Source organism: Bacillus sp. DHT2 (genome assembly GCF_026241455.1).
GTDB lineage: Bacteria > Bacillota > Bacilli > Bacillales > Bacillaceae_G > Bacillus_A > Bacillus_A pseudomycoides.
The window spans coordinates 143,331-161,221 of the sequence record NZ_JAPHWH010000011.1 but is presented as its reverse complement, the minus strand read 5'-3'; the positions used below and the strand labels follow the sequence as shown (position 1 = coordinate 161,221).

The window sequence follows — 17,891 nt, the reverse complement described above, 5'->3', positions numbered from 1 at the left end:
AGTACGGAGAAGAGGATGAAGCGCACTTCGGAGACGCTGCTTGAAATGAATAGTAGAGTAAGCCGGGGCCCCCTGTCCTCGTTATAAACGGGAAAGTGGTTCTTCGAAACAACAAGGGTGGTACCACGGGTGATAACTCGTCTCTTTTTTAGAGACGGGTTTTTTGTGTTTAAAAAAATAAGGAGGGAGTAACATGGAATATAAAATTCAATTAGCAAAAAGTTTATTTGAAATATTAAAATCAGAATTATCATTGGAACAAATTACAGGTTTAATTGAAACTCCGAAGCAAGATGAATTTGGAGACGCGGCATTCCCTTGTTTTATGCTTGCAAAGCAATATAAAAAAGCACCCGCAATTATCGCGAAAGAAATTGCTGAGAAGCTAAACAATTCATTTTTTACAAAAGTGGAGGCAGTTGGACCATATGTGAACGTATTTTTCAATCGTCACATAGTAAGTGATGATGTATTAAAAGCGATTTTAGTTGAAAAAGAAGAATATGGACAGGGGTACTTTGGGCGAGAAAAAACAGTAGTAATCGATTACTCTTCACCAAATATCGCGAAACCGTTCTCCATGGGACATTTACGTTCAACGATGATCGGGAATTCTTTAAAACATATCGCTGAAAAGTGTGGATATGAGGTTGTAGGAATCAATTATATTGGTGATTGGGGAACGCAGTTTGGGAAATTAATTACCGCATATAAAAAATGGGGAAATGAAGAGCTTGTAAAAGAAGATCCGATTCGCGAATTATTCAAATTATATGTTCATTTCCACGAAGAAGTGAAAGAGCATCCAGAGCTAGAAGAAGAAGGCCGTGCATGGTTTAAGAAATTAGAAGACGGTGATGAAGAAGCAGTTTTTTTATGGAATTGGTTCCGTCATGAATCTTTAAAAGAATTCTCTCGTATTTATGAACTTCTTGGTGTTGAATTTACAAACTTCCAAGGAGAGGCTTTCTATAATGATAAAATGGGCGATTTTGTTGATATTTTAGAAGAAAAAGGGTTATTAGAAGAATCGGATGGAGCACAAGTTGTTAATTTAGAAAAAGAAGATATGCCGCCATGTTTAATTAAAAAATCAGATGGAGCTACACTTTATGCAACGCGCGATTTAACAGCGGCACTATACCGTCAAAACACATATGAATTTGATAAAGCGTTGTATGTAGTAGGCGCAGAACAAAGCTTACACTTCACACAATTTTTCACTGTATTAAAGAAACTTGGTTATAACTGGGTAGATGGTATGGCTCATGTACCATTTGGACTCATTTTAAAAGATGGTAAAAAAATGTCCACACGTAAGGGGAAAGTAGTATTACTTGAGGAGGTATTAGAAGAAGCGATTACGCTTGCAGAGCAAAATGTTGAAGAGAAAAATCCGGACTTAAAGCAAAAAGAGGAAGTTGCTAAGCAAGTTGGTGTCGGGGCAGTCATTTTCCATGATTTGAAAAATGAACGTATGCATAATATTGAATTCTCTTTAGAAAAAATGCTGAAGTTCGAAGGGGAAACAGGACCATATGTTCAATATACACATGCGCGTGCTTGCTCCATTTTACGAAAAGAAAATGCTGAATTTGAAACAGAAGCGTTTCAATTAAACGATGATCATAGTTGGAGTACGATAAAATTATTAAATAGATTTCCACAAGTCGTTGAAACAGCCTTCTTCAAAAATGAACCGTCACATATTGCGAAGTATTTGTTAGATGTAGCACAAGCATTTAATAAATATTATGGAAATGTTCGTATTTTAGAAGAGGATAAAGAAAAGGAAAGTAGACTTGCACTTGTTTATGCAGTAACGATTGTGTTAAAAGAAGGATTGCGTTTACTTGGAATGGGTGCTCCGGAAGAGATGTAAATGAGTACAATTTTATCGTGCTATTGTGCAGTGACAATTATTAACGTTACTGTAGTAGTTAATTACAAATAATGTGTTACTGAAGATGATAAATACAAAATAAAGCTTACTATATTGGCAGAATGACAAATCGGGCGTACCGTTGACCTGATTTGTTATTTTTATTTTTCTTACTATTTTTAATAATTATTTATTTTGTTTTTTCTTTGAAAGAAGGAGATGGAGATGGTATCTTTTTTTCCTACAATGTATGAAGATGAACTTATATATAGTGCTATTGCAAGATATCATGTTAGAAGTGGTAATACTATCCCTAAACAGACAATCGATAAATTGATGTAAGTCTGTATCTTTTATTTTTTCGCGAATATGGTCATAGCCTTTTTAAAAATCTCATTTTCCTCCTTCAGACGAAGCATTTCTTTCTGCATTCGCTTCAGGTCTTCTAGCGTCATTTCTTCCTCATCAATCGTTGTGATAGGAGAATATTTTTTTATCCATTTATAAATCGGTACTTCTGATACACCATATTCGCTGCTTAGTTCTTTCACAGATCAGCCTGAATGATATAGTTCAACAACCATCTTTTTAAATTCTTCATTAAATTTCTTGTTTGCCATACGGACACTTTCTCCTTGAAATCCATTGTAAGGACTTAACTAAGTTGTGTTCATATGACTATACTAACTCCAGCTTACTATAGTATCATTTTTGAACATCTTACTTTAGCTCAGCACAACGGATAACCGCTTTAATTAAAGGGAATTATCAAAAAGGGTACTATTAAACAGAACAAGCCCAAGAAATGGATAAGGAGTGAGCATGCGATGGACAACATGATAAATGCGGGCAGTTTTGGTTTGCAAAGCGGAACTGCTCAGAAAACGGTTGGCCAGTATTTGTTCGATTGCCTGAAACTGGAGGGCATTACCGAAATTTTCGGCGTCGCAGGGGACTATAATTTTACACTTCTTGATACTTTGGAGTGTTATAACGGCATCCGTTTTATAGAAGGGCGGAACGAACTAAACTCGGGCTATGCCGCAGATGGCTATGCAAGAATCAAAGGAATTTCCGCTCTTATTACGACCTTCGGGGTCGGGGAGCTCAGCGCCTGCAATGCGATAGCGGGAGCCAACAGCGAGCATGTACCAATAATTCACATTGTGGGTGCGCCTCCTGAGAAGGATCAAAAAGAGCACAAGCTGATGCACCACACCCTAATGGATGGGAATTTTGATGTCTTTCGCAAGGTGTATGAGCAGATTACGGCTTATAGCGCGGTGCTTACGCCGGAAAACGCCAAGATTGAAATTCAGGCTGCGATTCGCATTGCTAAGGAAAAGAAAAAGCCGGTATACCTGGTTGTGGCCGATGATTTAGTGACCAAGCCGATTAAGATCCGGGAAGAGCCGGTACCGCCACGTCCAACGTCCAACCTAAAAACCCTTCAGGCTGCGGTGAATCATGTCCATCGACTGCTGGAGCGTGCCCACCGACCGGTTATCCTTGTGGATGTGAAAACCATGCGTTTCGGCCTTCAGACAGCAGCTCGGCAGCTGGCCGACGCCATGAACGTGCCTGTTGTAACGATGATGTTCGGGAAGGGGGCATTCGACGAAACCCATCCAAATTATATCGGAATATACCTAGGCTCTTTTGGAGGTGCTGAAGTCCAAAGTACGGTGGAAAATGCAGATTGTATCATTGCAATCGGCATGGTATGGGCGGACACCAACACCGCGAATTTTACCGCAAAGCTGAACCCGCTGGTGACTGTCAATATTCAACCAGACATGGTTAAGATCGCTGAGGCGGAATATCCGAATGTTCTTGCAGCCGACATGCTACTTGCCGTGCAGAAGGTGGGTCATATGGGCCAAGGTTTGGCAGGAAAATTGTCATTCCCTTACGATCAATTCACAACTAATGCCGCCGGCCCTCTAATGGCGGCCGGCTATTATCCCCGTTTTCAGCGCATGCTGAAAGAGGGCGATATTGTAATCGCCGAGACTGGGACGTTCTATAATGGAATGGCGGAGGTTAGACTGCCGGGCAATGTAACATATATTGGGCAAGGAGGATGGCAGTCCATCGGTTACGCAACCCCCTCGGCGTTCGGTGCTATTATGGCCGCGCCGGAACGCCGAGTGTTGCTATTTACAGGTGACGGCGCCCTGCAGCTAACAGCCCAGGAAATCAGTTCCATGCTCTATTACGACTGCAAGCCTATAATCTTCGTCTTGAACAACGATGGCTATACAATTGAGAAATATTTGAATGTCAAAACAGAGGGTCAAAAGTACAACCAAATCCCTCAATGGTCTTACACCAGGCTGCCTGAAGCTTTTGGAGGTAACGCGTTTACCGTTACGGTCCGGACCTATGGAGAACTTGATCAGGCTATAATCCAAGCTGAAACGGAAAGTACCGAAAGACTCTGTATTATTGAAATGATCGCAGGGAATCCGATGGACGCACCTAAATATATGCGACGGCAGCGCAGTTATATGGAGAAGCAGGAAATGCAGCGCAGCCAGAAATAGTCCCGAATAACAAGAATGTTCCTAAAAGATGAATCTAATCTTTAAAGGGGACCCTTAAAAAATAGTCATGTAGAAACTTAGCATTTTCAAGTCACCTCCTTCTATTAGCTTCCTAAAATTTGCTAAGCAATCCGTTCTTGTACTCTCAGATAGACAAAAAAACATCAAAATGATGTTTTTTTACTTAAGGGTCACTAAACATCTCCATCAAGTTAAAAAATTGGTTTTAACCTAAAGCGAAAAAAGTGAACTTAATTTTTATAAATAAATGTAGAAAAAAATTTCGTTTTAGTGCATTTTAAAATCTTAAGTTGATGGATGTGGGGGGCCGTCAGGAAAATGCGGAGTTACAACGGTAAGCTTATTTTCAAGGCGATTCCCCCGCTTTTAACAACTGTAGCCTTGGAATAAAGTTTGATTAAATTAACTTAATAAACCTTGATAAAAGAGCACATAGAAAAAGCGTGTTTTGAAAAAAATTGATCAAAACACGCTTTTTTTATATTCAATTGAGTCATTCTTTTATAAAAAATTTTGATGATTTTTGTGATCCTTGCTCAATTAAAGCACCCGATTAAGGAAGAACTTATTGAAGATAAACCCCGTTACTTTAAATGATTCATTCACAATATTATTAAGTAAATTCCCTTTTACTTTCAGTAATGTACTAAAATCCATGCAGTAAAAACTCCTTACAAAAGAAACAAACAGAAAATAGAAGCTTTTTTAATCGAACTAATGTAAATAGTTTTACCTTTTTAACAGTAATCCAACAGAAGTCCCCTTCCTCAAGCACGTGTAGGGCATAGCCCAGGTGGTAGGGAGGGGATGACAATGTTGCTAAGCCAAAAATACGAGATTTTCCCAACCAAAGAACAAAAAGAAACGTTAGATCGTTGGCTACAATATTGTCGTCAAGCTTATAACTCTGCTCTTTTGGATAAACAAAGAAAATATAAGGAAAACAAACAATTGTATACACGTTCTGATATGCAAAAGCAACAAGTCATCGATAAGAAGAGGTATCCTTTTCTCAAAGAAGTGCCATCACAGCCCTTACAAGAAGTATTTTTACGACTCAAAAAGGCATATGGTGGCTTTTTTCGTGGGGATGTGGGCTATCCAAAATTGAAAACGTATAAAGACTATAATAGTCTCACTTTCCCTCAATTTGGATTCAAGCCGAATGGGAAACACCGCTTTGCGATGTCATTTGCAGAGAACGGAAAATTATATAACAAACGATTAGGGGAAGTGGATATCCATCTGCATCGTCCAATAGAAGGAACCATTAAACAATTGATTATAAAACGCCAATCTAAGAGATGGTACGCTATTTTTAGTGTCGAAAGACAAGTTGTACCTTCCTCTATTACGATAGAAAATGCGATTGGTATAGATGTGGGACTGAATAAATATGTTGCTCTTTCCAATGAAACCGTATTTGAAAATCCAAGATTTCTTCTGCAAAAAGAAAAGCTACTGAAGAAAGCGCAGCGTAACCTTTCGAAGAAAAAGAAAGGCTCTGCAAACTATAAGAAACAAGTAGAACGGATTCGGAACCTTCACGAAAAGGTAGCGAACCAAAGAAAAGATTTTTTGCATAAATTAAGTTATCATCTAACACAAATGTATGCGGTGATTTGTATAGAAAATCTCGATATCCGAAATATGGTTCGGAATCGGAAAGTATCGAAGGCGATTTCGGATGCGGGCTGGGGTGCTTTTCGCAAGATGCTTTTGTATAAGTGCAAGAAATTTGGAAGCCTACTTGTGAAAGTAGATCCAGCATACACATCGCAAGATTGTTCTGGTTGTGGAAATCGTGTGAAAAAATCACTTTCTATTCGGACGCATATTTGTGCAAAGTGTGGAACGGTATTAGACAGGGATCATAATGCAAGTCTAAACATTTTGCGAAAAGGGTTAGAACAATTACTTGTGAGAACGACTGAATAATGAAACTGTAGGGCAAGGTTGTGTCCAAACAGTATAAACGACGCCTGAGGAGAGTATGTAAGACTGCTTGGATTCTCAAGCAGCAACACTCTATGAAACAGGAAGCCCCTTCTTCAAACGACTCGTAAGAGTGTTAAGGAGGGGGCATTCACTATCCACATAGAACCTACCAAAACGGACTAATATTAAAAGGAAATTCACCCAATTCCCTGGCCCTAATTTGATACTAATAGAACTGTTCTAATCATATTCTTATAATAGAAAACAATAAAAAGGGGTGGAAAGTTAGTTGATAAAAGTAAAGGTTAGTTTACGACCCATTGTAAGTAAGATAAATTTACCCACTGTTTTGAAAACAACTATACTTCCGGGTGACTCAATTGAAAGATTATTTATTGCAACCCAGGTAGGAGAAATCTTTTACATAGGAAACGGAGTTATAAGGACTTTTTTAGATATTCGTCCGCGAATCATAAAATTAGGTAATTCTGAACAAGGGGTTTCTGGTAGTGGATATGATGAACGGGGATTGCTAGGGCTAGCGTTTCATCCAGAATTTTATTATAATGGTTTGTTTTATCTTTATTATTCAGTAGCTGGAACACAAGGTCCAGGGGCTCTTCCTGAATTTTTTAAGCCTAACCCGTGTGATCCCAGAACTTTAAACCTAAGATGGATAAATAGAGAAACTCAATATGATCATATTGATACAGTTGAAGAATGGATTTTACAATCGAATGGTCAACCTCAAAAACGACGGACATTACTTAACATAAGAAGACCATTTTTTAATCATAATGGTGTCAATAGCTTAAACTTTTCGCCTGAAACCGGAAAACTTGTTTTAACAACTGGAGATGGTGGATCAGGCTATGATCCATTTAATTTAAGTCAGGATGATATGGAGATAGCTGGTAAAATAATTGAAATTGATGTAGTTAAGAATACATTTATCAATAATCCCCCCGTAGTCACACGTTTTAATGAAATTCCCTTACCTATTCAGGAAACGCTTACGGTAATTGCCAAAGGGGTTCGCAATATAACAGGCATTTCATTTCAAAGGTTTAATAATCAGTATATCAAATATGTGGGGAATGTCGGACAGGATTTGGTAGAGTCGATTTTTTCATTCGTTCATTATAAACCAATACCGGTTACTCAGCTTATTCAAGCTTCTTTAATGAGATCTAAACCTGACCAAGAAGGATTTATTAACTTTGGTTGGCGAGGGTGGGAAGGTGCTTTTCCTACTTCGTTTATAAGGGGCTGTTCTGCAAATCCGACTTTGGATGAGAAAACAATTGCTTATTACAATGAAACAGTAAAAACTTCAGTGAGGCGTCTTCAGCCTTTAACTAGTTATTTTCATAAAGATCCCCGACCCGATAAGTTTGGAGGAACTGCACTTACAGGAGTCCAGCCATATATGGGGAATGGAATCCCAAATTTAACGGGAAGCGTTGTGTTTACCGATCTTGCCCAGAATGAAGAATCTCGGCCTCCGGTTAGAGGGGTTTTAGCTTATACCAAGGCAAGTACGGATTGTAAACTAAATGATTTTAGTGTTATTGAAACCGATTATAATTTTGGATCTCAATCAGCTTATTATGTTAATTTGGGAACGAATCTGGATCAAACCAGATTATATTTAGGGGTTTATGGCTCTATGAAAGTGACTGATTTTAACCAAGGTACTATTTTTGAAATTGTTCCATGATTTATAACTATAAAATTCGACGGTTGGAGTAAGCATTAACACCTAACCATTTTCTGAAGCAATTCCAGCATCTGCAATTAGCATTTCCCATCGATCTGTAAACGTTAAGTTAATGGGAGTTGTAAACTTTTCAGCAAATACTTCAATTCTATATCCTAATGGAACCAAGATACCTTCTGGCTTTAAAATTCTTTTATTGTATCTGTATGATACATCGTACCCCCCCTTAGAAAAAGCTTATATTTTTAAATATTCATGGAGGGGCAGTTCTCATTCCAATTGATTACTAACAGACAATACACCGCATAAAGCGCAAGGGAATGAATAGTATAGAAAGTGACGAATTGGATATTTTCAGGGGGTGTTTTCATCAATCGGTTTATTCGTTATTGGTATCAATCGATGATAGAGACAGATACAAACTATGTTCATATAAGAAAAATGAACATTGCAACCAAGTTAGTTATTACAGCCTTATTGAGCACATTTGCCACTATGTTTCAATCAGCGGGGGGCTTTATGCCTGGTATAGGCTTTCTGATTAGTTTTCTAGCAACATTACCAATTTTTTTAGCTACTTGTTTTTCTATCCGCCAGGGAATCCTCTCTTATACCCTCACGATTTTCCTATTATTTATTATTCAGCCGAGTGAACTAATTATCTTTCCCTTTACAACAGGTTTATTAGGTATAGCGATGGGTGTGGCCTTTTTACAATTGCAGAGGAGAATTATGATTGTTTCCTTTTCATCAATATGTCTACTTACGGGTATTATGGTGATTCTGTATGTATTTCGTTTTCCAGTGCTAGGCCCTACTGTTGATACAACTATGGATCCAAAGGTTATTGCAATAATATGTATATTGAGTTTTCTTTACTGCTGGATTTTCGCGGAACTTTGTAGAGTACTCATGAATAGATTTTGTCGGGCATTGCCTTAACAGTTGAGTAAAATCTTTTTGAACGAATAAGCGTTGTAATGCCACATATATTTCAAAAGAAGGAGGAGACAAGATGAAGCTGGCGTTTAGTACAAATGCATTTACAAGATACACATTGCCCGAATCTATTTCAGAGATTGGACGTTTGGGATATAAGGGCGTGGAAATTCTAGCGGACGTTCCTCATGCTTTTCCACCTTTGCATACTGCCCCTTGGGTAAGTGATGTGCAAAAAAAAATAGAACAATATGATCTCGAGGTATCAAACATAAACGGTAATACGGCATCTGGATTTTTTTTGCATTCTACTGGAGAACCTACATTTGAGCCGTCCCTATGTAATGCGAGAGGAGAGGTGAGAAATCAGAGAATTGGATATACGAAGCAGTTAATAGATTTAGCCGCAATGCTAAATGCAAAAAATATCAGTATTACAAGTGGTAGGTGTCTTTCTGAAAACCCACCAGATCAGGCAATTCATCATCTGATAAACTCATTAATGGAAATTATGGACTATGCCGAACGGCGTGAAATCAACGTGGGGATTGAATACGAACCCGGTCTTCTAATAGAAAACGGCAAAGAATTGAGGGAACTGATTCAAATAGTAGGGTCAAATAGGCTAGGAGCAAATCTCGATCTCGGGCATGCAGACGTAATAGGAGAAGATATTCCTGCTCTTTTATCAAGTTTAAAGTCACTAATATGGAATATCCATTTAGAAGATATCGCAAATCACAAGCACTATCATCTTATACCTGGTAAGGGAAACATTGACTTTAATCAATTGTTCAATCATGTAAAGCAAATCGAATATACAGGATTCATTACAGTAGAATTATATACCTACAGTGACAATCCGTTTATGGCAGCAAAGGAATCTATCGAATTCCTTACACCATACTTTAAGAATAGCCATTTATGAGGGGGAAAACCTATGAAATATTTTGATCCGCATATCCATTGTTACTCCCGCACAACAGATGATTATGAGAATATGAGTCTGGCTGGCGTACGTGCCGTTGTGGAACCCGCATTTTGGCTTGGAAGCGAACGCCGATATCCTGAGACATACTTTGATTACTTCCAACATTTGCTTACCTTTGAACCGCAGCGTGCTAAGCAACATGGAATCGATCACTATTGTTGTTTAGCTATGAATCCAAAAGAAGCAAATAACCTTGATATTGCCTATCAAGTACTCGATGGACTGTCCGAGTACTTGCAACATGAGCGGTGTCTTGCGATTGGGGAGATTGGTTTTGATAGAATCACTGTTGAGGAAGAAGCTGTGATGCGCAGACAACTGAAATTGGCTAAGAATCTCCATATGTTGGTTATGGTACATACTCCTCACCAAAATAAGCGGGAGGGAACAAGAAGAACGATAGAAATCCTAAAGGAAGAAGGGCTTGAACCTGACAGGGTATTAATAGATCATAATAATTCAGATACTATTGATCTTTCCGTTGAATATGGCGGCTGGAGCGGGATGACAATTTATCCGACAAAAGTTTCAACTGGCGAGGCAATTGAAATCATCGAACATTACAGCACAAATAAGATCATGATCAATACGGCAGCAGACTGGGGCCCGTCTAATCCTCTTAATGTAGTAAAAACTGCGCTTGAGATGAGAAAGAAAGGGCATGCGGAAAATATCATTCAAGAGCTAGTTTGGAATAATCCGGTCCGCTTTTATGAACAATCCGGAAAATTGAAACTAGATTCATAAGGGGGAGAAGATCATGAAACTTGCATATAGCAGTAATGGATTTAAAAGATATGACCTGTTAAAAACAATCGACTTATTAGCTGAAATCGGATATGAAGGAATAGAAATCTTACTAGATATCCCGCATGCTTTTCCACCTGAGGTGACCAATGAGAAGATAGACATGATTAAAGACAGGTTGAAGCAACGAAACATGACTATATCAAATTTGAATGCGTTCATGTTGTATGGAATAAAAGATAATTGGCACCCGTCTTTTGTTGAGGCGGATGAAGTAGAACGAAGACAGCGTATAGAACATACGCATAACTGCATTGACTTGGCTCGAAAACTCGGTGCAAAGACATTGTCTACCGAACCAGGGGGACCACTCATCAATGTAGGAAGAGAATGGGCAAATAAAGTTTTTATTTCGGCAATGGAGGAATTGGCTGACCATGCCGAAAAATCTGGTGTAACAATTCTTGTTGAACCGGAGCCGGACTTGCTGATTGAAACTTCTGATCAATTTATTGAATTCAAGAAGGCTGTTCCCTCCCAGGCAATTGGATTAAATTTTGACATAGGACATTTCTTTTGTGTCGGAGAGGATCCGGCTACATTAGTTCATAAGTTGCTCCCCTATACAAAGCAATATCATCTAGAGGATATTGCCAAGAACCGTGTTCACGAACATCTTATTCCAGGGCATGGTGCTATTCCTATTCTAGAGGTTTTACAATCTATAAAGAAAACGGGCTATGATGGTTTTGTTACCATTGAATTATACCCCTATGAAAGCCAGGCGATACAGGCTGCCAAGGAATCTCATGACTATGTACAAAGCATCCTTAACAGCCTATGAGAAAGATTCGCACCTATTTTGAGCTCATACGATTTCCGAATACCTTTACAGCTATGGCGGATATATTGGCAGGTACTTGGATTGCAGGGCTAGTTTGGAATCAGAATTACTTCATTCAGATTATCCTTCTTATATTTGCAAGTGCATGTATATATGCGGCAGGAATTATTTTAAATGACTTTTTTGATTTTGAAATAGACAAGAAAGAGCGGCCTGAGAGGCCCTTGACATCTGGTCGCATCTCACTTCGTTCAGCGCTGCGTTTTAGTTTTGTACTTCTTACGGCTAGTGTTGTATCTGTATGCTTTGTGTCCAAAATAAGTTTTTTGATTGCGTGCATTCTCATTGTTTTAGTATTCGTTTACAATCGCTATTCAAAGCATCATGACGTTTTTGGACCGTTGACAATGGGAATTTGTAGAGGAGTCAATTTGTTATTAGGGTTGAGTGTGGCACCAGATAAATTAGCGCAATTTTGGTGGATAGCGGGATTAGGATTTTTATATATTTTCACTGTTACTGTGATGTCCAAAGGCGAGGTTGGAAACGGCATTCATCCGAATCGAGTAAGAATTATGGCAGGGGCGGTTTTAACGTGTGCTATTGTTATTCTGTTCTTGCAATTCGACGGTACATGGGGAGCAACAGTTATTGCAGTAATCTTTTTTTTGTTATGGACTTTTTCAGGAATTTTACCGGCACTAGCAAAGCCAACATCACCTAACATTAGGAAGGCTGTCGGAACATGTATACTAGGTCTTCCGTTATTGGATGGGGCGGTTGCTGCTCCATTTGGAGGATGGCCAGCTTTTTTTTCCGTATCCTCTTTCCTAATTCTGAGTTATATCATGTCTCGTATCTTTCCGGTCACATAGATGAAAGGATGGTATCTTTGGAGAAAAAAACGTGGTTGTATTAGATATTATCAGTTTGACAACAGAACATCTGAACGATGCTGAATTGACTCCGAATATTCGAAAATTATTAGAAAGTGGTCAACATGCAAGAATTAAGCCAGTATTTCCCGCTGTAACTGGATCAATACAGGCTACTTATATCACTGGAACTCCGCCAGCTGAACATGGAATTATTTGTAACGGCCTCCCAAACTTGGATACTAAAGAAATTACAATGTGGAATCAGACGATGGTTCCAATTCAAGGCGAAAAAATCTGGGAGAAGTTGAAGAAAGAAGACCCGACAGCTGAAACAGCAGTGCTATTTTGGCAGTTCAGCAAGCTGAGCACAGCGGACTATGTAGTGACACCTGCCCCTATCCATCTCGATAAAAAAATGATCTTGTGGTGTGATTCGAAGCCGAGGGACTTATACGGAAAACTGAGGGAGAAATATGGGGAATTTGATCTAAAAAATTTCTGGGGCCCACTCTCTTCTGTCAAGTCCAGTGAATGGATCTTAGATGCAGCGATAGATATTTTAGAAGAATACAAACCAAGATTATCACTTGTATACTTACCCAACATAGATTATAACGCGCAAAGGTTCGGACCTGAAAGTAAAGCAGCAAGGAGATCGATTAAGGAAATTGATGATTTGATTGGAAATTTTATCGGGCAACTAGAAGAGCGCGGATTGAGGGATCACACACGTCTTGTTATTTTATCAGAATATAATTTTAAGTCAGTTAATAGACCTATCCTTATCAATCAAACGTTGAACAAAGAGGGATATGTGGCTATCAAACATGTTGAAAATATGGATTTTCTCGATTTAGAGATGTCGAGGGCCTTTGCCTTGGCAGACCATCAATTGGCCCACGTGTATATTCCAGACCCACATGATATAGGGGCAGTTAAAGCAATTCTTGAAAATATCCCAGGTATAGCCGAGGTATGGGGAGAGGAGGAGAAACGAGCCCATAATATTGATCATGAGCTTTCAGGTCAGTTAGTTGTAATTGCAGAACCCGACAGCTGGTTTGTGTACTACTGGTGGCTGAACAGCGAACAGGCACCAGAATTCGCATACAATGTGGATATTCATAGGAAGCCCGGTTATGATCCAGTTGAGCTGTTTGTAAATCCAAAGACATTCCAAATCCCACTAGAACCGGATCGAATCAAAGGATCTCACGGTTTACCGCCAAAAGACGAAGGGGATTATGTATCACTTGTAGTAACAGGGAAAGATTTTGAACTTCCAGAAACATTAGAAGCGACCGAAGTCCATGACTTGTTGTTACAACTTTCAAGAAAAAAGAAGAGGTGAAAAAGTGACATATCAAACGGGTGTGTTATTCGTGGGGATGCTGGGTGCAGTCGCAACAACAACGATTTCCGGACTTTTTGCAGTCAATCAAAATCTTGCTCCGTTAAGGGGAGTTATTTCTTCAGAAAAGGAATTTGAGGCGCTGCAGCTAACTCCGCTTGATCAGATTGCTTTTGGTGGATGGGATATACAAAAAGATTCATTAATAGAAGTAGTAAAAAGGCATGGTATCATTCAGGAGCCTATTTTGCAGAAGATTGAAATGAATCTCAATGATGTTCCTGTTTGGCAAGCGCCATTGGCTAATGTGAATGATTTTGTCAAAGGAGTATATAGACTGAAAGGAGAGCCTGAGACTTTAGAGAGTGCAGTGGATAAAATCCAAGAAGACATCGAAGCATTTAGGAAAAAGTATGATCTTGAGAGAATTGTTGTGATAAACACAGCTTCAACAGAAGAAAAAACAAAAACTCATTCATTATATCAATCATTAAAAGCATTTGAGACCGGGTTAAGGGAGAATTCACCGGACATTCGACCGGGTATGCTTTATGCTTATGCGGCAATGAAGTCAAAATGTGCTTATGTGAACTTTACGCCGAGTGTGACGGCTGAGATACCGGCGCTGCAAAAACTTGCAGAAACTCAGGGTGTTCCGACAGCAGGGAAAGATGGAAGGACAGGACAGACTTTATATAAACATGTTTTAGGGAAAATGTTCAAACAGCGAGGGTTGAATATTGTCGGATGGTACAGCACGAATATCCTAGGGAATCAAGATGGTGCAATTTTGGATCATCCGAGGCATTCTTCAACAAAGATTGATTCAAAGTCCATTGGATTAGAACGTATACTAGGGTACAGTCATTTTGATCATAAAGTTAGAATTGATTATTTTCCTGTCCGAGGAGATAGAAAAGAAGCATGGGATACGGTTGACTTTGAAGGGTGGCTAGGAGAGAGGATGACAATGAAAATCAATTGGCTGGGCATTGATTCTATTTTAGCTGCTCCTCTTATAATTGACCTTTCTCGGTTTATGGATCATGCGCTTCAGAAGGGGAAGGCAGGAATAATGGAACACCTATCACTATTCTTTAAATCCCCAATTGGAACAGATGAATATGCCCTTGATCAACAATACCAAACGTTATTGGAGTATGTGAAACATTTTGAATACAATGCTTAATTTCCTTGGTGTTCTTGGAGCTGAAAAAACATGAAGCATTAGAAAAAGGTGCGGAGAAGGTAAGAGGAATCGCGAAGGTAAATTTAGCGGGAATTAAAGGGCGGATTCGATATGAGAGGGGATGTTAAGCGTTCCCTTATTTTTATTATTAAATTTATTAAAATACTTTCCTATTGCAGCACAAAGAATCGAGTTAAAAGGAGCATATAAGATTGTTGCAATATCTGATAAATTACTTTCAGGTGCTGAAATGTATATGGACTGGGATAATAGTATGTTTAAACCAGAGTATATAAAATTCGACCAACTGTTCGATAATTGTAATTGCCTTTGCTAATTTTTCATTCCCTACAGAAAATAAGACTTCTTCTACAGATATGTGTACAAAATCAATTTTAATCTTTTCTTTAAATGGATTGTGATTTTGAATAAAATTTTGTTTTCACTTTTTGATCAAACTTTGTTTTAAAGCCACACAATTTAGGAGTAAGATTTTTATGGAGGGGAAGTATAAAGAAAGAAGGAATATACATTGTTGATTCTAAAGAAGTAGTTAGCAGTAATTTGAGGTAAAGATGATTGTGATATTGCATTCCATAAAAAAGAATGTTACTCTAAAAATAGAATTATGAGAGGACTGATGGATGAATAATGATTAACTAATCTATATTTTAATTTGAAATTAATAACTTCAAACTACAAAATATAGGGTTAGTCTATCCATTTTTATAAATCAGTTCATACTTTATTTGTCATGATTCCAATGATTAATAAGAACTTATTAAGTATAAGTGAGATACTAATCCTTCCGATTACAAATTGGGAGGATTTTTTTATTCTCTTATAGGTAAGTTGATATTTATTAATCCGTAACTGTAACCTAACAAATAAAGGAGAGAGAAAAATGAGGAATTCAGACACTATTGTTACACATGTAATGCTCTATATAAGTCGTTAATATCCATCAAACTTATATGGAGAAATTAAAAAATTGATGGATATTCCGACTTTATATGAAAAGTGTTGATATATAAAGGAGGAATTATTATGTCAATGATAAAAGTTCAAGACTTAACTTTTTCATACCCAGGTAGCTTTGATAATATTTTTGAAGGTGTAAACTTTCAAATAGATACAGATTGGAAACTAGGGTTTATTGGTAGAAACGGACGAGGTAAAACGACATTCTTTAATTTATTATTAGGTAATTATGAGTATAGTGGGAAGATCACTTCTTCGGTAGAATTTAATTATTTCCCTTACCCAGTTTCGGATAAGAACAAGTTCACTCATGAAATCCTTGAAGAAATTTGTCCCCAAGCAGAAGATTGGGAATTTCTGCGTGAAATATCCTATTTAAATGTTGATGCCGAGGCCATGTATCGACCATTTAAAACATTATCAAATGGAGAACAAACAAAGGTGTTGCTTGCTGCACTGTTTTTGAATGAGGGTCAATTTCTATTAATTGATGAGCCAACAAATCATCTAGACACTGATGCACGAAAGATGGTCTCTGATTATCTAAGGAAGAAAAAAGGGTTTATTTTGATTTCACATGACAGAATCTTTTTAGATGGATGCGTTGACCATATCTTATCTATAAATAGAGCAAATATTGAAGTTCAAAGTGGTAACTATTCTTCTTGGAAGTTAAATTTTGATAGACAGCAGGAACACGAAGAGGCTACAAATGAGCGTCTACAAAAAGACATAGGGAGATTAAAACAGTCTTCAAAGCGTTCAGCAGGTTGGTCTCATCAAGTGGAAGCTTCCAAAAATGGAACAAGGAATTCAGGATCTAAGTTAGATAAGGGCTTTGTAGGACATAAAGCGGCCAAGATGATGAAGAGAGCGAAGAACCTTGAATCAAGGCAACAAAAAGCTATTGAAGAAAAGTCAAAATTACTAAAAAATGTGGAGAAAACTGAGTCATTAAAATTAGAACAATTGAAATTTCAGTCAAATGAATTGGTTGTTTTGGCTGATGTGTCTGTTAAGTATGATGACCAAATAGTAAATGAACCAATTAGCTTCATAGTTGAACAAGGGGATCGAATTGTACTTGATGGAAAGAATGGAAGCGGGAAAAGTAGTATCCTAAAACTAATTCTAGAACATCCAATACAGCATACAGGCTCAGTTAATTTAGGTTCAGGACTCATCATTTCCTATGTCCAACAAGATACTTCTCATTTGAAGGGATTGTTATCGGACTTTATTGAAGAGCACGAGATTGATGAGACGTTATTTAAATCCATCCTACGTAAGATGGATTTTGACCGAATTCAATTTGAGAAAGATATATTTCATTATTCTGGTGGACAAAAGAAAAAGCTGCTTATCGCTAAAAGTTTATGTGAGAAAGCTCATTTATATATATGGGATGAACCATTAAATTTTATTGATATTTATTCGCGTATGCAGATTGAAGAACTTATTCAACAATTTAATCCTACAATGGTTATTGTTGAGCATGATAAGGCATTTCAACAAACAGTTGCAACAAAAACTATATCTATATAGTTCAAAGTGAGTGATTGAAGATATAATCAGTAAATCAAGTCATTAAACCATAGGGCGCTTTAATGGAGTGATGAAAAAAGCCTAATTTCTCTACAATCAATTGAGAAATTAGGCTTTTTAATAGGAAAAGTAGGGTACATATTAACAGAATGCACTCATAAATGGGAATATGATATAAGACCATAAGGTTTTCCTACTATTTATTGTGAAATGAGGGTTTTCGAGTTGTTTTTGATCAATGTTTATTTCAAAGCTACATTTACACCTGTTGAATTTTTAAAATATTGTTTCTGTATATCTAAATTAACAATTTTTAAGT

Annotated in this window: 14 protein-coding genes, 1 pseudogene and 1 other annotated feature (1 of these 16 only partly in view); of the genes and pseudogenes, 13 read left to right on the top strand and 2 right to left on the bottom strand. The window is 37.8% G+C overall.

Annotated features, from left to right (window positions below; translation table 11 throughout):
- Nucleotides 1-148: a binding site (T-box leader), on the top strand (it extends 67 nt beyond the left edge of the window).
- Between the two features lie 45 nt (nt 149-193).
- Nucleotides 194-1,882: an arginine--tRNA ligase gene (argS, locus tag ORL93_RS22685; protein ID WP_097795840.1), complete on the top strand. Its 1,689-nt coding sequence runs from the start codon at nt 194-196 to the stop codon at nt 1,880-1,882.
- 321 nt (nt 1,883-2,203) lie between these two features.
- Here argS and ORL93_RS22680 read toward each other — a convergent pair.
- Nucleotides 2,204-2,502: pseudogene (locus tag ORL93_RS22680) on the bottom strand (transposase); the annotation flags it as partial.
- A 207-nt stretch (nt 2,503-2,709) separates the two neighbouring features.
- Here ORL93_RS22680 and ORL93_RS22675 point away from each other — a divergent pair.
- The 3 genes from ORL93_RS22675 to ORL93_RS22665 all read left to right on the top strand — a co-directional run bounded on the left by ORL93_RS22675 (nt 2,710) and on the right by ORL93_RS22665 (nt 8,107).
- The gene (locus ORL93_RS22675; protein WP_097795841.1) at nt 2,710-4,428 is read left to right on the top strand and encodes an alpha-keto acid decarboxylase family protein; all 1,719 of its coding nucleotides are present in this window, start codon (nt 2,710-2,712) and stop codon (nt 4,426-4,428) included.
- Nucleotides 4,429-5,256: 828 nt separating this feature from the next.
- A complete protein-coding gene (locus ORL93_RS22670; RefSeq protein ID WP_265959548.1) occupies nt 5,257-6,387 on the top strand; it encodes an RNA-guided endonuclease InsQ/TnpB family protein in 1,131 nt (376 codons plus the stop codon).
- 289 nt (nt 6,388-6,676) lie between these two features.
- Complete coding sequence (locus tag ORL93_RS22665) at nt 6,677-8,107, top strand: PQQ-dependent sugar dehydrogenase (protein ID WP_097795972.1); 1,431 nt, start codon at nt 6,677-6,679, stop codon at nt 8,105-8,107.
- A 42-nt stretch (nt 8,108-8,149) separates the two neighbouring features.
- Here ORL93_RS22665 and ORL93_RS22660 read toward each other — a convergent pair whose 3' ends face one another.
- Nucleotides 8,150-8,275 (bottom strand): hypothetical protein, encoded by a 126-nt coding sequence (locus tag ORL93_RS22660; RefSeq protein WP_018767303.1) that lies wholly within the window; start codon nt 8,273-8,275, stop codon nt 8,150-8,152.
- A 201-nt stretch (nt 8,276-8,476) separates the two neighbouring features.
- On the opposite strand from ORL93_RS22660, the gene ORL93_RS22655 reads away from it, so the two are divergent.
- The 9 genes from ORL93_RS22655 (at nt 8,477) to ORL93_RS22615 (ending at nt 17,572) form a co-directional block, all read left to right on the top strand.
- Complete coding sequence (locus tag ORL93_RS22655; RefSeq protein ID WP_026008709.1) at nt 8,477-9,049, top strand: YybS family protein; 573 nt, start codon at nt 8,477-8,479, stop codon at nt 9,047-9,049.
- Between the two features lie 73 nt (nt 9,050-9,122).
- Nucleotides 9,123-9,974, top strand: a complete 852-nt coding sequence (locus tag ORL93_RS22650) for a sugar phosphate isomerase/epimerase family protein (protein ID WP_265959547.1) — start codon at nt 9,123-9,125, stop codon at nt 9,972-9,974.
- Between the two features lie 12 nt (nt 9,975-9,986).
- On the top strand, nt 9,987-10,784 hold the full coding sequence (locus ORL93_RS22645) for a TatD family hydrolase (RefSeq protein WP_097795974.1): 798 nt from the start codon (nt 9,987-9,989) through the stop codon (nt 10,782-10,784).
- A gap of 13 nt (nt 10,785-10,797) precedes the next feature.
- Nucleotides 10,798-11,628 carry a sugar phosphate isomerase/epimerase family protein gene (locus ORL93_RS22640; protein ID WP_265959546.1) on the top strand — a complete coding sequence of 277 codons (831 nt, stop codon included), beginning with the start codon at nt 10,798-10,800 and terminating at the stop codon, nt 11,626-11,628.
- A complete protein-coding gene (gene eboC / locus ORL93_RS22635) occupies nt 11,625-12,503 on the top strand; it encodes a UbiA-like protein EboC (protein WP_097795976.1) in 879 nt (292 codons plus the stop codon). The genes ORL93_RS22640 and eboC overlap by 4 nt, the downstream gene beginning before the upstream one ends.
- A 31-nt stretch (nt 12,504-12,534) precedes the next feature.
- Nucleotides 12,535-13,857: an alkaline phosphatase family protein gene (locus ORL93_RS22630; protein WP_097795977.1), complete on the top strand. Its 1,323-nt coding sequence runs from the start codon at nt 12,535-12,537 to the stop codon at nt 13,855-13,857.
- A 4-nt stretch (nt 13,858-13,861) separates the two neighbouring features.
- Complete coding sequence (locus ORL93_RS22625) at nt 13,862-15,046, top strand: inositol-3-phosphate synthase (RefSeq protein WP_141556440.1); 1,185 nt, start codon at nt 13,862-13,864, stop codon at nt 15,044-15,046.
- Nucleotides 15,047-15,167: 121 nt separating this feature from the next.
- Nucleotides 15,168-15,383: a hypothetical protein gene (locus ORL93_RS22620; RefSeq protein WP_097795978.1), complete on the top strand. Its 216-nt coding sequence runs from the start codon at nt 15,168-15,170 to the stop codon at nt 15,381-15,383.
- A gap of 710 nt (nt 15,384-16,093) precedes the next feature.
- Nucleotides 16,094-17,572, top strand: coding sequence for an Lsa family ABC-F type ribosomal protection protein (locus ORL93_RS22615; protein WP_098707214.1), 1,479 nt, complete (start codon nt 16,094-16,096; stop codon nt 17,570-17,572).
- Nucleotides 17,573-17,891: the final 319 nt, after the last annotated feature.

What these genes read in the sequence shown, in the direction of transcription:
- argS (WP_097795840.1), top strand. Translation starts at nt 194, where the DNA reads ATGGAATATAAAATTCAATTAGCAAAAAGTTTATTTGAAATATTAAAA.
- ORL93_RS22645 (WP_097795974.1), top strand. Translation starts at nt 9,987, where the DNA reads ATGAAATATTTTGATCCGCATATCCATTGTTACTCCCGCACAACAGAT.
- ORL93_RS22640 (WP_265959546.1), top strand. Translation starts at nt 10,798, where the DNA reads ATGAAACTTGCATATAGCAGTAATGGATTTAAAAGATATGACCTGTTA.
- ORL93_RS22670 (WP_265959548.1), top strand. Translation starts at nt 5,257, where the DNA reads ATGACAATGTTGCTAAGCCAAAAATACGAGATTTTCCCAACCAAAGAA.
- ORL93_RS22675 (WP_097795841.1), top strand. Translation starts at nt 2,710, where the DNA reads ATGGACAACATGATAAATGCGGGCAGTTTTGGTTTGCAAAGCGGAACT.
- eboC (WP_097795976.1), top strand. Translation starts at nt 11,625, where the DNA reads ATGAGAAAGATTCGCACCTATTTTGAGCTCATACGATTTCCGAATACC.
- ORL93_RS22650 (WP_265959547.1), top strand. Translation starts at nt 9,123, where the DNA reads ATGAAGCTGGCGTTTAGTACAAATGCATTTACAAGATACACATTGCCC.
- ORL93_RS22615 (WP_098707214.1), top strand. Translation starts at nt 16,094, where the DNA reads ATGTCAATGATAAAAGTTCAAGACTTAACTTTTTCATACCCAGGTAGC.
- ORL93_RS22620 (WP_097795978.1), top strand. Translation starts at nt 15,168, where the DNA reads ATGTTAAGCGTTCCCTTATTTTTATTATTAAATTTATTAAAATACTTT.